This window comes from Adlercreutzia sp. ZJ154, assembly GCF_011039055.1.
GTDB lineage: Bacteria > Actinomycetota > Coriobacteriia > Coriobacteriales > Eggerthellaceae > Adlercreutzia_A.
The window spans coordinates 1-15,305 of sequence record NZ_JAAKEF010000016.1 but is presented as its reverse complement, the minus strand read 5'-3'; the positions used below and the strand labels follow the sequence as shown (position 1 = coordinate 15,305).

The following is a 15,305-nucleotide window of genomic DNA, read 5'->3' as shown; positions in this document are numbered from 1 at the left end:
CATAAGGTAAAATCGTTTTACTTATACTTAAAAATGTTTCACGTGAAACATATGGAGATATAAATGAATGATTTAATTGAACAATATTTAAGATCTGTATTGTTGATAAATAATAAAATTAATTTAACGAATATAAGAAATTTTGAAGAAGCAAAACTTCTTCATATAGAAGATTCTCTTGCTGTTATAAAGGAACTGAATGAAGCACCTAAAGGTTTATATGGAGATATGGGTTCAGGTGGCGGATTCCCGGGAGTTCCTCTTGGAGTAGTTTCTGGAAGAAATACAATCCTTATAGATTCAGTAAAAAAGAAAATGGCAGCAATAAATCAAATACTAACTGATTTAGGTTTATCTGAACATATTTCAGTATGTGATCAACGTATAGAAGAATTGTCATTAGAAAAGAAGGAAGAATTTTCTGTATTAACTGCAAGAGCCCTTTCTAATTTATCATCTCTTTTAGAGTTAGCTTCTCCTCTTTTAAAGATAGGTGGAAGACTTATTTGTCTTAAATCGCATACAGATGAAGAGTTAAAAGCAGCAAAACAGATTAAGAAAGAAACAGGAATGAGTTTTTTATCAAAAAGAAGTTATATTTTAAGCGATGACAAAACTTACAGAGAATGTATAGTGTTCGAAAAAGTTACACAACCATCAATTCAATTACCAAGACGTGTAGGGTTAGCTCAAAAAAAGCCTTTAATTTCTAAGTAAAAATTGTTTCACGTGAAACAATTAACTTTGATAGCTAAAATGTTTCACGTGAAACACTAAACCAACCTAAAAACTTAGTTTGAATTCGGTATAACTATAACGTGTCGAGTATTTCCTTCGCCTTCAGAAATAGTAGTTACTTTATTATTATCTTTTAATGTTACATGAATAATTCGGCGTTCATATGGAGTCATAGGATGAAGGCTAACATTCCTATGTTGAGTAACAGCGCGGCTTGCCGACGACCTAGCAATAGATTCAAGTTTTTGTCTTTGACGTCCTTTATAACCCTCAACATCGATAACAATAGGATATCTATAACCTAATTCACGAATAATAATAGAATTAAAAAGAGTTTGGAGGGCATCTAGAGTATTACCGTGTCTACCAATCATTACTGCAAGATCATTTCCGGTAATATCTAAGATAAGTTCTCCTTCATCCCCTTCATATTCATCAATAACAACTTCACCGATATTAAAATGCTTTAGAATGTTCTGTAGAATAGTAATAGATTTATCAGCAATCTCATCTAATTCTTCTTCAGAAACTTCAGATTGAATATCATCTTCAATATTAAATTCTTGTTCTTCCGTCATCATAACTCCTTATTAACCAAAATGTTTCACGTGAAACATTATTCATATCAAAATAAACTAATGCTTTTTATGTTGACGTTGCTTTTTTTGTTTACGAACTACATCAACCTCAACAGGTTTTACTTCTAATTTCGCAGCTGCTTCTTCAGCGGCATCTGCTCTGCGACATCTCGAAAGAGTGAATTGATTCTGCGCAATACCAATAAGTGAAGAAACACCCCAGAAAAGAAGTACACCAGCAGGAGAACCCCATGAAATCCAAAGCATAAACAAAGACATAAGAATTCCCATAATCAAAGTTTGATTACGCATTTTATTGTCTTTATTCTTTAATTGCTGTTGAATCATAGGGAAGAATGTTGCACCAGCAAAAATAATCATAAGAATTAAATAGGGAACAAATGTTCCAATTCCTTCACTAAATGCACCGGCTGGTGTTTGAGTAAGACTCGGAACGAGGTTATAGAATGAAATAGCTCCCGGATCCCCTTGAATGTAATCTCCAATATTCCGAAGAACCTGAAAAAGTGCAATAAATATAGGCATCTGTAATAACATTGGAAGACATCCAGCCAATGGATTAAACTTCGCTTCAGCATAAAGTTTTTGCATTTCTTGGCTAAGTCTTACCTGATCACCTGCATATTTTTCCTGTAGCTTTTGCATTTGAGGCTGAATCTTTTGCATTTTGTAATTTGATTTAGCCTGCTTATGCATAAGGGGTGCTACAAGAATACGGAAAATTACCGTAATAATAATTATAGATAAACCCCAGTCTCCTACTAAACCGTAGAAAAAATCGATAACATTAAATATCCATTGCAAGATAACTTCCCACATAGTAGGTTAATCCCTTTCTAATGAATTTACATATCTGGAACCGGATCATATCCATGAGGACCACCCGGACGACAACGTAATAATCTTTTGATAGTTAAAATAAAACCTTTTCGGAATCCAAATCTTCTAAACGCTATCAATCCATATTCCGAACAACTCGGAATAAAACGACAAGAAGATGGTAATAAGGGTGAAATAAGAGTTTTATAAAGCAAAATTAAACCTATGGCTAAGTTCATAGGAATATTTTTAACAAATTTCGGAATTCTATTCCGCACCCGGTTCCACCAAACCTAATTCTTGCAGTGTATTTTTTATAGTAGAAGACACTTTACTATAATTAGCTTCTGTAAGTGAATGTTTTGCTACTAATAGTACATCGTAACCAGACCACGGACCATTAAACTGTTTAGTTAATTCACGTAGCCTACGTTTTGCGCGATTACGCCAACAAGCATTTCCATTTTTTCTGCCAGCAATAAAAGCAACACGGCCGTTTAGACCGTGTTCAAAATCTGCATCTAGGCTAAGTTTTTCAAGATTTTTAGGAAAAATAATCACCGTAATATATTTATTAGATGACTTCTTACCTTCCTTAAATATCTTAGAAATCTCAGCGTTTGATTTAATAGTTTCCAATTATTTTAGACACAGAGACGCTTACGACCTTTTGCCCGGCGACGAGATAATACTGCACGACCGCCTTTAGTGGACATACGGGCACGGAAACCATGACATTTAGCACGCTTGCGCTTATTTGGTTGATATGTACGTTTCATTATGAATCCTTTTCTAAAAAGAGCAGTTTGAAAAGTATATCTCACCTGCGGAAACTGTCAATGAAATTCGATAAGTGGATATTATTTAGATGGGGTATATAAATGTTTTAAGAAATAATAAATATAATAAAGACGGTTTAAAAGGTGAAAAGTTGCAAATCACCAGTGTAAATATGAGATTTTATTCAAATATTTAGGTTAAGAAAATGTAGCTGAAATACACAGCATTTTTAATAGAAAAAATCTTTACACAAAAAATTATTAAAAAAGTAGAAAAAATTGCTAGTTTTCATAGATATATTCACCAGTATTTAAGTTTTTCAGATATTTCAATCTGTTAAAACGGGTGAAAAATGTTTCACGTGAAACATTTTTCAAGTTAGAGACTATGATTGTTTTTATTACCAATGTGGAATAGCTGTAGATAAGAAAGTATCAAAATTTTATAAATTAAAGTTCTTTAATCATTTGTTTTAAGGCTTCTAATTCTTCTTGTACATCTCTGTTTGTTATGATCATCTTCTCAACTTTAGAAACTGAATGCATAATGGTCGTATGATCACGATTAAATTTCTTCCCTATATCATTAAAAGGTAGATCTAATAACTGCCGGCAAAGATATATAGCTATTTGTCTCGGATAAGTTACTCCTCTATCACGTGCTGGACCAATTAAGTCAGAATGTTTTACCTTATAAAATTGTTCAACTTCTTTTTGTATATCTTCAACAGTAAGATTTTTGCGAATTCCCCCAGAAAAATGATTCTCTAAAAGCTGACTTACATCACCAATTGAAATGGTGTCTCTCTGTAAGAAATTAATATGATAAATAACTATAGTTAAAGCACCTTTTAATTCTCGGATATTAGATCCAGAATTTTCTGCAATATAAAATTGCACATCTTCAGGAATGGAAAGATTTTCATTTCCTTCAGATTTTCTGTACATATTTATATAGCTTTTAACAATTGCAAGTTTTGTTTCAACTTCAGGTGGTTGAATATCTATTGTGCCACCTTGCACAAACCGAGAACTATAACGTTCATCTATGTCTATATTTTTTGGGGCGCGGTCTGCGGAAAGAACTATTTGTTTTCCTTGATTTGTTAACTTATTAAAAATTTGGAAAACAATATCTAAAGTTTGTTTTTTACCTTGCAAAAATTGAATATCGTCAACTAATAATACGTCGGCAGCTTCGTAATATGTTTTAAAATTTTTGTAACTTGATTTTTCACGATCGTGTTCAGCTACCGCATCGGTATACCCGCTAATTAACTCTTCAGAGTCAACGTATATTGTGTGAAGGTGTGGCTGAGTTTCATTTATATAATTTTGTATAGCGCGCATTAGATGCGTTTTTCCAAGCCCGCTTTTCCCGTAAATAAATAGAGGATTAAGTGCTGTATTGCCCGGCATTTCCGCGACTTGAACTGCCATAGAATATGCCATGCGGTTTGATTCACCAATAACAAAATTTTCAAATGTAAGAGAAGACAATACTTGCTCGTGTTGTACTGAATCTGGTTTTGCTGAACTTATATCAACAACTGAATCTTCATTTAAATTTGATTCAACCGGTAAAAATGTTTCACGTGAAACATTTTGTACGTTTATTGGCTCAATAGGAGAAGATTTTGGTGTGTTAATTGTAGTTCTTATAGGTTTAGGTTCTTCACCTATATTATTGATGTTTGATTGATTAGGAATAGGATTAATGTTCTGCGTTTGAGATAATTGAGAAACTTGGGTAGTTTCAATAGATATCGATTCCGCTGGTTCTTCTTTTACTTCATCAATTTCAACAACAACTATAAAAGGCATTCCATATAAGTCTTGTAATGCACGTTGTATAGCAGTTATAAAGCTTTTTTCAGCCCACGATTTTAAAAATGCATTCTCAGTTGTAAGCATAAGAAATCCATCGCTTATAGCTTGTGGCTGTAAGCGTGATGCTAGTGCGCTAAATTGCAAACTGTCAACATCATTGTATGACACCACACGCTGGCAAACATTTGCCCATTTTTGTTTTAAAGTGTCACTATTCATACTTAAGAATCCATCTTCTTAGTTATTGTTCTAGTTTTCATTATGATACCAGCCGAAAGATTATATTGTGGAAAACTAGAGAGATTCAATAATATTACGTCCGAGATTACTAAGAATACGCTTCTTTCCAAGTTTTTCAATAATTCCCGATTCTTCTAACTTGCGTAATTCGGAATGAGTGCTTGAAAGTGGGATATCTGTCATATTTGATATGTCTTGGACTCCAAGAGTGCTTTCATTTTTAAATAACGAAAGAATTTGTTGAGATCTTTTTGAAAGAGAAGATAAAACTATTTCGGAAGGTATATTAGAGACTTGCGAAGTTGTTGTAGGTATATTTGGTGTGTGCTTTTCAAAATTAGAAGTTTTTTGAGGGGTTAAACTAAGCGTTACTACTGAGCCACCATTTAAATTATCATCTAATGTAAGTGTGCCGTGCTTTACATCTAAGTATTCTCGAACAATAGGTAATCCAGAACCTACTCCGTCTATATATTTTTTCATTTCTTCAGTTGCTGAAGAAAAACCCGGAAGTTGCGCGCGTTGCTTATCGCTAATTCCGGGACCTTGGTCGGTAAATCGTATTGTATTTCCATCATCCATAATAGAAACAACTATTTCGCGAAAATCTGCATGAATAAAATTTTCAGTTACTTGCTTTATAGCGCTGAAGGGAATACCTCCACCTGCTTGGCGGGATAAGTTGTATATTTGAGAAGATAACTCTCCGATAAAATTAGTAGTATTAGCTGGTGGTACCTCAATTATTTGAGGAGAACTAAGCATATCGTCATATAAGGCGATGCGCGCTGCATTAGGTACAAAAGAGTAGTCCAATTTTGCATCTCCTTTCAATGACGCTTTAAAGAGCAAGTTAATTACTTTAGGTAAAGAAGTATGACACTTTTTCTGAAATATATATCAAATACTGGTGAAAAAATAGAGGTCGATAAAAGTTTTCAACATTTAATTCAGAAAAAGTGGAAAATATTTAAGTAGGTTGAAAAAAATCTATGAATTTTTATAAGGCATTGTTAAATATTTTTTAGATTTTAGCTTGATTTTTTAGAAAAATTAGTTTCCCCAGTTAAGTTACTTATAAAAATATCAAGTTATATCTTGAGTACAATAAACTAATCCCGTCAAGCGAAATTATGTTCTATTTTTGAATTGTAATTGTATTATCCCAGCTAGATACCAATAAATTAAAATAAAATAAAAAGTACGCACGAAGATTTCAACAGTGCAAAATAAAAGAAAAACAAGGTAGAACTGCGATAGTTAAAAGTTTTACACAAATTTGATAATTAAAAGAAAAGTTTTCAACATTTTCCACAATTCAGTATTAAACGACTAGGAATAAAACCGATAATACTATTTAGATTTTCATATTTTTTCACAATTTGCTGAAAGTTTCGGGATTTTTCAAACTATTTGAGATATTAAAAATAAAAATAAAAATATTTTCTGAAAAATTATTTTTGTCAACATTTTCATACAGTAATTTGATATTTCAAATATATATTGAATGTAAAATATGAAATAAAAACAAGACCAACCTTTGAGATTAATCGGTTATTTTTATAAATAAAGCGATGCCGGAATTAACTATATATTAAGAATATTCGCACTGTATAATGACAAATAAATTCAGCAATATAGGGAGCATGAATGAAATTCACTATTAACAAAACAGAACTACAAAATGCGCTTTCAGTGGTACTAAAAGGTGTATCTACACGCTCTACTTTACCAGTTTTATCTGGAATTATGTTGGATGTTAGTGGCGATGAAGTGGTACTTCAATCGACCGACCTAGAATATTCTGTGAAATATATTTTGCCGGCGCTAGTAGATGAACCCGGAAAAACCGTCGTTCCCGGTAAATTATTCAATGATATTGTCAAAAATCTTGCTGATGCAGCTGTTTGTATTCAAGAGTCTGATAACACCGCTCATATTACATGCGATACTTCATCTTTTTCAGTACGTACACTTAACTATGAAGACTTCCCCGGTTTTCCGCACGTAGAAACCGATAGTGAATTAGAAATTCCATTTATCCAATTTCAAGATATGGTTCGTCGTGTTTCGCGAGTAGTATCACGCGACGAAAGCCGTGCTATATTAACAGGTGTTCTTATCACGTTAGAAGAACATGTATTACGAATGGTTGCTACTGATTCCTATCGTCTTGCTATAACAGAAATTCCAATGCCAGATTCTGCTGCTGAAGATTTTGAAGCAGTTATTCTTGGGAATTTTCTTAATGAAATTGCAGCATTGCCAAGAAATGAAGGTAATGTTTCTATTGCTTTAGCGGAAAATCAAATAGTTGCAAAATGTGGACCGGTTACATTTATTAACAGACGTATCGAGGGCAACTATCCAAATTATAAGCAGTTACTTCCAAATACTTATACATCCCGCGCGCAAATAGATGTGAAAGAACTAGCAGCAAGTGTTAAGCGTGCAGCTTTATTAAGTTCATCAACTGCACCTATGCGTTTCGATTTAAATATAGCATCGCAAACTACGCAAATAACTGTTTCTGCGCCTGATGTTGGTACTGCGCAAGAAACTATAGTTTGCCAAATTGAAGGCGAAGATATACAAATTGCTTTTAATTCTTCGTATGTACAAGATGGACTGTCTGCTATAAGCGGAGAAAAAGTATATTTGGAAGTGCAATCCGATATGAAACCGGGTATTTTGCGCGCTGAAGAACCAGAAAATTATTTGTATCTCATAATGCCTGTACGTATATAGTTTTTATAGTCCGCATGTTGCGTATTTCAGATATCTATTTGCGCGATTTTAGGTCGTACAATCGGCTGCACCTTGAAGTGCCGGGTAAGTTAACGGTACTGGTTGGTCCTAATGCAATAGGAAAAACTAATATTGTAGAGGCGATACAGCTGCTTACATCTATGCAGTCTTTTCGTCATTCAAAAACAGCGGAACTGCTTCGCTATGGTGCATCTAATTCGCGAGTTGAAATAAAAGCCAGCGACGGGAATAGAGAACTTGAAATTGCACTCGCACTTGAAGAGAAGGCGCGGCATTATAAATTGAATGGTAAAGCAAAGCGTGCATCGGATTTACGCGGACTAGTTCCATCGGTTGCTTTTACACCAGACGATTTGAATCTAATAAAAGGTTCTCCCAGTAAACGGCGTGATTCTTTAGATGCACTAGGCGCTCAGTTAAATAAAAATTATCATGTTATACAAAAAGATTTTGAAAAAGTACTGCACCATAAAAACAAACTTCTTAAAGACGGCGCAAAAAACATGCTAGATGCGATAAATGAATTATTTGTACGTGTAGGATCGCAGTTAGAGAATTATAGACACGCATTATTCACCAGAATTGAGCCTGAAATTACGCGCAAATATCAACAAATATCTGGTGGAGAAAAGCTTAGTGGTACGTATGTTTCTTCATGGATGAATGAAGAAAACTTTTATGAAGACTTACAAAAAGCGGTCGAAGCGAACACCGCAGCCGAATTAAATGCTGGGCGCACACTTGTTGGACCAAATCATGATCGTATCGAATTTGCCATTAATGATATGGATGCTGGCAAATTTGCCAGTCAGGGTCAACAACGATCGGCTGTATTAGCTTGGAAACTTGCCGAGGCTGAAATAATAGAAGACCTTCTAGGCACTTTGCCTATTTTGTTACTAGATGATGTAATGAGTGAATTGGATGGCGATCGCCGCAGCGCTCTGGTTGATTATTTACAACGCGATTCTCAAACATTCATAACTACTACAAATATGGACTATTTCGACAAAAAAGCAATTTCAGATGCACATATAGTGAAATTACCCCTTCAAACAGGCTGAAATTTCGCCGTTTAAGATAGCATATTAGTAAAAAACGACTATTTGTATGATAAAATTGGAAAACGGCGCTCTAAACGCCTCAAATCCCATAAACAAATAGGAGCGTGTTAATGGCAGCTAAACCGGAGAATTACGGTGCGTCTGATATTCAGGTGCTCGAAGGCTTGGAAGCAGTTCGTAAGCGTCCAGGTATGTATATTGGCTCTACTGGTCCACGTGGACTTCATCATTTAGTTTACGAAGTGGTGGACAATTCTGTTGACGAAGCACTAGCAGGTTATTGCGACACAATAGAAGTTTGGATTCATCCCGATAATTCCGTTACTGTTGCCGACAATGGTCGTGGTATTCCTGTAGAAAAACACCCTAAAGAAAAAATACCTACCGTTGAAGTTGTGCTTACCATTTTGCATGCTGGCGGTAAATTTGGCGGTGAAGGTTATAAAGTGTCAGGCGGATTGCACGGTGTAGGCGTGTCGGTTGTAAACGCGCTGTCTACAAAGTTGGAAGTGTGTGTCCGCCGAGATGGAAAGGAATATTCCATCGGCTTTGATCATGGTAAAACAGCTACAAAACTGCACGAAATAGGCAGGGCAAAAGGCACGGGCACAAAAACCACGTTCTGGCCTGACCCAGAAATATTTACTGAAACTACCGAGTTTGATTTTGATACGCTGGCTAATCGTTTTCGCGAAATGGCATTTTTGAACAAAGGGCTGAAAATAACCCTGCACGACGAACGATTTGGCAAAGAGCGCACCGAAACTTTCAAAGCCGATGGTGGAATAATTGATTTTGTGAAATATTTGAACGAGGGCAAGGAAGTTCTGAACAAGCCTATCTACTTCGCAGCTGAAAATGCAGATGGCGAAGTAGAAGTGGTAATGCAGTGGTCAAGTAGTTACAGCACATCAATAATGGCTTTCGCGAATAACATTAATACACACGAAGGCGGCACCCATATGGATGGCTTCAAGCAAGCCGTCACGCGCACATTAAACGATTATGCGCGCAGTAAAGGGTTGCTAAAAGAAAAAGATAGCAACCTAAGTGGCGATGACACTCGCGAGGGTTTAGCCGCAATAATAAGCGTTAAGCTGCACGACCCGCAATTCGAAGGTCAAACAAAAACCAAGCTGGGTAATACCGAAATTCGCCCGCTTGTGCAAAATGCTGTTACGCAAGGTTTAGCAGAGTATTTGGAAGAAAACCCCACACCAGCAAAGCGCATTGTGCAAAAAGCAAGCCAAGCGCTAAAAGCTAGAGAAGCTGCTCGTAAAGCTAGGGAAGCTACGCGCAGGAAAGGCGTGCTTGATAGCTTTGCGCTGCCGGGTAAGTTGGCTGATTGTTCTAGCAAAGATGCATCTTTGTCGGAAATATTCATTGTAGAGGGCGATTCTGCAGGTGGTTCAGCCAAACAAGCGCGCGACCGTAAATTTCAAGCTATCTTGCCGCTACGTGGCAAAATTCTGAACGTGGAACGCGCTGGTTTGCACAGATCGCTAAATTCCGACACAATCAGCAGTCTTATCACCGCTATTGGCACAAATATCGGTGAAGACTTCGATGCTGAAAAAGCACGTTATCATCGCATTATCATAATGACTGATGCTGATGTAGACGGTGCGCATATTCGTTGTTTACTGCTAACTTTCTTCTATCGTTATATGCCAGAGCTGATCAGCCGCGGTTACATCTACATTGCGTGTCCGCCGCTATATGGTCTGAAGAAAAAAAATTCCCGCAACGTAAAGATAGAGAAGTATATCTTTAAGGAAGATGAACTGAAGGCTTATTTGGCATCGCTTCCCGACCCTGACAAATTTGACGTGCAGCGCTACAAGGGTCTTGGTGAAATGGATCCTGAGCAGCTTTGGGAAACTACGATGGAGCCGCAGAATCGTACACTTTTGCAAGTAAATATTGATGATGCTGCCCGTGCCGAGCGCGTGGTAAGCGAATTGATGGGAGAACAGGTTGAGCCGCGAAAAGAGTTCATCCAGCGCCATGCAAAAGATGTTCGCTATTTAGATATTTAGCGATAACTGCTGCAAATATAAAGACCAACGAAATATGCTGCAGGAAGGCAGAATATGTCAGATAACGAAATGTTTAATGAAGAGCATGAGGGCGAAACGCCCGACACAACAGATGTAACCGAGAAAGAGGCTGCTGAGCAGGAAAGCGCCGAATTATCGGATGCAGAAACTGCCGTTACTGGTGATGTGCAGATAGCGGAATTAGGTAAGGAAATGCAACAGTCGTTCTTGGAGTATTCCATGAGCGTTATTGTTGCGCGCGCGTTGCCTGATGTTCGCGATGGCCTGAAGCCGGTACATAGGCGCATTCTTTACGCTATGAACGAATCGGGCTATCTACCCACGAAGCCGCATATGAAATCGGCGCGTACAGTGGGCGATGTTATAGGTAAATATCACCCTCATGGCGACTCTGCGGTGTATGACACAATGGTGCGTTTGGCACAACCATTTAGTATGCGCTTGCCACTGGTAGACGGGCACGGGAATTTTGGCAGCATTGACGGCGATTCTGCGGCGGCAATGCGTTACACCGAGGCGCGCTTAGACAAGCCGGCTATGGAAATACTGCGCGACCTTGACAAGGAAACTGTTGATTTTCAGCCTAACTATGACGAAAGCCTGCAAGAACCTAAGGTGCTTCCTGCGCGATTCCCGAACTTGTTGGTTAACGGCAGTAATGGTATTGCTGTAGGTATGGCTACCAATATTCCGCCACACAACTTGGGTGAAGCCATAGATGCGACTATTCTTATGTTGGATAATCCTGATGTCACCACCGAAGAGCTAATGAGCGCTATGCCGGGACCAGACTTCCCAACCGGTGGTCTAATCATGGGCAAAAAAGGCATTGTTGACGCATATGAAACTGGTCACGGCAATATAACCGTGCGTGCTAAATGTGTGTTTGAAGAGAAGAAGTCGGGTCGCAGTTCTATTATTGTGAAAGAAATTCCGTATCAGGTTAACCGTAAGCGCCTGTTAGAAAAACTAGGCGAACTGGTGCGCGAGAAGAAACTACCTGAAATTTCGAACATTCATGATGCTGCAGATCGTCGCGGAATAGACATCATAATTGATCTAAAAGCCAACGCTATTCCGCAGGTAGTACTGAATAAGCTGTTTAAGCATACGCAGTTGCAAGTTGGATTCGGAATAAACATGCTGGCTTTGGTTGACAATACACCGCGCGTGTTGTCGCTAAAAGAAATCTTGCATTACTACATTCAGCACCAGATAGATGTTGTTACGCGCCGCACGCGCTATGAATTAGCAAAAGCGGAAGAGCGGGCACATATTTTAGAAGGCTACATAGTTGCTTTAGATAACATTGACGAGGTTATCCATATAATTCGCAGTAGCCAAACCGACAAAGAGGCAAGCGAGCGTTTGCGTGAACGTTTTGGATTAACGAAACGCCAAACCGATGCTATTTTGGAAATGCGTCTGCGTCGTTTGACCGGCTTAGAGCGCGAAAAGATAGAAGCTGAATTGTCCGATTTGCGCGAACGCATTGCCTATCTAAAAAGCTTGCTAGATGATGAGCATTTGCTGCGCGGTGTTATCAAAGATGAGCTGCTTGAAATTCGCAGGAAATATGCAAATGCGCGCCGTACTCGCATTACCGGTGAAGCGCGCGATATAGAAGTTGAAGACTTGGTTCCCGACGACAATATGGTAGTTACCATGACGGAAGCGGGCTACATTAAACGTATGCCGGTTACAGCTTATCGTCAGCAGAAGCGCGGCGGCAAGGGCATGCAAGGCGTAAACCTAAAAGATTCCGATTTCGTAGAGCATCTGTTTGTGGCAACTAATCACTCCTACATGCTGTTCTTCTCTACAAAAGGCAAAGTTTATCGTCTGCATGTGTACGACATTCCCGAAGCTTCGCGCCATGCCCGCGGCACGGCTATAGTAAATTTGTTGCCGCTGGAAAAGGGTGAAACTATTTCGGCAGTTATTTCTACTAAAGAATTCCCAGCCGACGAATTCCTAATGTTCGCCACTTCAAAGGGTACTGTGAAAAAGACCGCTATGGATCTATATGACAGAACGCGCCGCGACGGTTTAATTGCTATCAATCTGAATGATGACGATGAGCTAATTTCGGTGCGCCGTGTGGCGAAGGGCGAAAAAGTCATAATGGTTTCTAGTGCGGGTAAAGCCATTTTGTGGGATGAATCGGAAGTACGCGCAATGGGTCGTACTGCTACAGGTGTGCGCGGCATGATGGTGCCAGCCGATGCGCATGTGCTAGGCATGGAAATAGCGCGTCCGGGCACAGACTTGTTTGTTATAACAGAAAAAGGCTACGGCAAACGTACATCTGTCAGTGAATATAGCGAACATCATCGTGGCGGACAGGGCGTTTACACTATTACGATGACGCAAAAGAAAGGCTTGCTAGTTGCCATGAAGATTGTGGAAGCTAGCGACGAGATAATGATTATCTCTGAAGAGGGCGTTATAGTTCGCACTCCTGTGAAAGGAATCAGTGAACTTGGGCGGCAGGCTCAGGGCGTGCGCTGCATGAATATATCAGATGGCGACAGAGTAACTGCGGTAGCCATTAGCGACACTGGCAACAAGAAAAAACAAAACACCGATTCCGTTGATGAAGATGCTAGCTTAACAGGTGTGGAGGAAATTAATTAGCTTGATAATTTGATGCACGATTGAATATAAGCAGAAAACGCCAGCAAGTGTATTGAATTGTTGCGGTGTTTAGTCCGGCGGTTGTAGCGGACATCCATAGCAAGTACTTATTGAACTAAGTGCTGTGGGGGTTAGTTGCAGCCGCCGGAATTTATAATGTTTCACGTGAAACATTCTTTAGAAATAACTGGTTTCGAGTTAAAAATAGTGGCCATTGTTGCCATGACGTGCAATCACGTTGCAAATGTTTTTGAAGCTTGGTTGCCATTGCCAATATTGTTTGTACTGTTTGCTGCGGGTGGCATTACTTTTCCCATAATGGCGTTTTTGTTGGTCGAAGGTTATGTTCATACATCAAGTTTAAAGAGGTATGCACTACGTCTTTTTGTATTTGCGCTTGTTTCCCAGATTCCGTATTCATTGTTGTTTGGTGCATGTGGAAATGTGTTATTTACGCTGTTAATAGGTTTAGGAATTTTGCGCATAAACGACAGGTGTGGAGTAGGCTTTGGACTTTTGGCAACTCTTTGTTGCACAGTAGTTTTGAGTGCGCATTTTGATTGGGCAACTACTGGGTTAGTAGTAATTTATATGTTTAGCGTGTTGCGCGATGTAAAAATCTCAGGTGATGAACTTTCTGTTTTTGACCACGCAGCACAAGAGCGCATGCTGCGTGCTGAAAGACGAGCAAATCTTATAACGATAATCGGCACCATGCTTGTTCCTATGTGTGTAACTTTATTTAATGGACTTCGCACTAACGACATGCTTACTATTGGGTATGCATTAATTGGCTATACGGCGGCAACAATAATGCTATGTTTTTACCGCGGAAGTCGCGGAAAACCTATGAAATGGCTTTTTTATGCGTATTATCCAGTTCATCTGTTGGTAATTTACGCCATTACTGTAATATTCTTATAAAAATTCCTTGACCCGAACTGCTGAAATGAGGTAGTCTTGTCAAGCACTTTTTTGAGGGCCCGTAGCTCAGTTGGTTAGAGCGCACGCCTGATAAGCGTGAGGTCGCTGGTTCAAATCCATTCGGGCCCACCATTTTGCGATAAACGCTCCATCGTGAGCCGAGTTAGCCGGTGGAGCGTTTATTAAAAGTGTGGGTCTGTTGTCAGACTGAACGGTTTGGCAAACGGGCAAGAATGTTTCACGTGAAACATTTGCTAACATATGTGGGGCATTAGCTCAGCTGGGAGAGCGCGGGCTTTGCAAGCCTGAGGTCAGGGGTTCGATCCCCCTATGCTCCACCACGAATTTTCGAGCCGACAAGTTCGGCTCTTTTTCATTTTTGTGAAGCCTTCAAGGATCGAACCCCGCGAGAGCACAGCAGCCCAGTGGGCTGTTGTGGGTCGAAAGCCGAAGGCTTAAGGTCTTTACGGATTCGTGAAGCGAATACGTGTCGATCCCCCTATACTTCACCACAAAAGTATTAGGCGAACCCTTGTTGCAGGAGTTCGCCTTTTGATACCTCTTAGTGGGTTAATACTTAAAAAATGTGTCTAGCGGTATTATTCATGGATTGCGGTTGTTAATTGAATTCTTAATCTGAATACCTCTGAACACCCGTCCAGATTAAGATTGTGCATGTCCATATTGCGATTGCAATCAATTTCGTTAAGTTGCAGAGTTTCAAATGCGTAGCGAGAGAAATAAATTGACAAAAATGGTCAAAACTTCCGACTTTCCACGGTCGGATTGCCATGAAGGCAGCTTGAATTGTGGAGAACACTGGGCAAACAGCATTTGGTGATGCAT

At 38.9% G+C, this 15,305-nt stretch carries 13 protein-coding genes and 2 tRNA genes; 8 read left to right on the top strand and 7 right to left on the bottom strand.

Going from position 1 to position 15,305, the window contains the following annotated elements; all coding sequences use genetic code 11:
• The first annotated feature begins 63 nt into the window (after positions 1–63).
• Positions 64–717, top strand: coding sequence for a 16S rRNA (guanine(527)-N(7))-methyltransferase RsmG (rsmG, locus tag G7Y37_RS06900; RefSeq protein WP_165062738.1), 654 nt, complete (start codon positions 64–66; stop codon positions 715–717).
• Between the two features lie 74 nt (positions 718–791).
• Here the strand turns inward: rsmG and G7Y37_RS06895 are convergent, their stop codons facing one another.
• The 7 genes from G7Y37_RS06895 to G7Y37_RS06865 form a co-directional block, all read right to left on the bottom strand.
• Complete coding sequence (locus G7Y37_RS06895; protein WP_165062737.1) at positions 792–1,316, bottom strand: R3H domain-containing nucleic acid-binding protein; 525 nt, start codon at positions 1,314–1,316, stop codon at positions 792–794.
• Positions 1,317–1,373: 57 nt separating this feature from the next.
• Entirely contained in the window at positions 1,374–2,156 is a 783-nt protein-coding gene (locus G7Y37_RS06890) for a YidC/Oxa1 family membrane protein insertase (protein ID WP_165062736.1), read from the bottom strand.
• A 26-nt stretch (positions 2,157–2,182) separates the two neighbouring features.
• Positions 2,183–2,395 carry a membrane protein insertion efficiency factor YidD gene (yidD, locus tag G7Y37_RS06885; RefSeq protein WP_206214129.1) on the bottom strand — a complete coding sequence of 71 codons (213 nt, stop codon included), beginning with the start codon at positions 2,393–2,395 and terminating at the stop codon, positions 2,183–2,185.
• 28 nt (positions 2,396–2,423) lie between these two features.
• A complete protein-coding gene (gene rnpA, locus G7Y37_RS06880; protein ID WP_165062735.1) occupies positions 2,424–2,795 on the bottom strand; it encodes a ribonuclease P protein component in 372 nt (123 codons plus the stop codon).
• A 5-nt stretch (positions 2,796–2,800) separates the two neighbouring features.
• Entirely contained in the window at positions 2,801–2,935 is a 135-nt protein-coding gene (gene rpmH, locus G7Y37_RS06875) for a 50S ribosomal protein L34 (protein ID WP_165062734.1), read from the bottom strand.
• A gap of 450 nt (positions 2,936–3,385) precedes the next feature.
• Positions 3,386–4,984, bottom strand: a complete 1,599-nt coding sequence (gene dnaA / locus G7Y37_RS06870; protein ID WP_165062733.1) for a chromosomal replication initiator protein DnaA — start codon at positions 4,982–4,984, stop codon at positions 3,386–3,388.
• A gap of 75 nt (positions 4,985–5,059) precedes the next feature.
• Positions 5,060–5,821: an ATP-binding protein gene (locus G7Y37_RS06865; RefSeq protein WP_241156050.1), complete on the bottom strand. Its 762-nt coding sequence runs from the start codon at positions 5,819–5,821 to the stop codon at positions 5,060–5,062.
• Between the two features lie 834 nt (positions 5,822–6,655).
• Between G7Y37_RS06865 and dnaN the strand changes: the two genes are divergently transcribed.
• The 7 genes from dnaN (at position 6,656) to G7Y37_RS06830 (ending at position 14,800) form a co-directional block, all read left to right on the top strand.
• On the top strand, positions 6,656–7,753 hold the full coding sequence (gene dnaN / locus G7Y37_RS06860) for a DNA polymerase III subunit beta (RefSeq protein ID WP_165062732.1): 1,098 nt from the start codon (positions 6,656–6,658) through the stop codon (positions 7,751–7,753).
• Between the two features lie 14 nt (positions 7,754–7,767).
• Positions 7,768–8,838 (top strand): DNA replication/repair protein RecF, encoded by a 1,071-nt coding sequence (locus G7Y37_RS06855; protein ID WP_165062731.1) that lies wholly within the window; start codon positions 7,768–7,770, stop codon positions 8,836–8,838.
• A gap of 110 nt (positions 8,839–8,948) precedes the next feature.
• Positions 8,949–10,877, top strand: coding sequence for a DNA topoisomerase (ATP-hydrolyzing) subunit B (gene gyrB, locus G7Y37_RS06850; RefSeq protein WP_165062730.1), 1,929 nt, complete (start codon positions 8,949–8,951; stop codon positions 10,875–10,877).
• A gap of 54 nt (positions 10,878–10,931) precedes the next feature.
• Positions 10,932–13,535 (top strand): DNA gyrase subunit A, encoded by a 2,604-nt coding sequence (gyrA, locus tag G7Y37_RS06845; RefSeq protein ID WP_165062729.1) that lies wholly within the window; start codon positions 10,932–10,934, stop codon positions 13,533–13,535.
• A 156-nt stretch (positions 13,536–13,691) separates the two neighbouring features.
• The gene (locus G7Y37_RS06840; protein WP_165062728.1) at positions 13,692–14,459 is read left to right on the top strand and encodes a TraX family protein; all 768 of its coding nucleotides are present in this window, start codon (positions 13,692–13,694) and stop codon (positions 14,457–14,459) included.
• Positions 14,460–14,514: 55 nt separating this feature from the next.
• Positions 14,515–14,591 (top strand) — tRNA-Ile (locus G7Y37_RS06835).
• A gap of 133 nt (positions 14,592–14,724) precedes the next feature.
• Positions 14,725–14,800: transfer RNA gene (locus G7Y37_RS06830), tRNA-Ala, on the top strand.
• Positions 14,801–15,305: the final 505 nt, after the last annotated feature.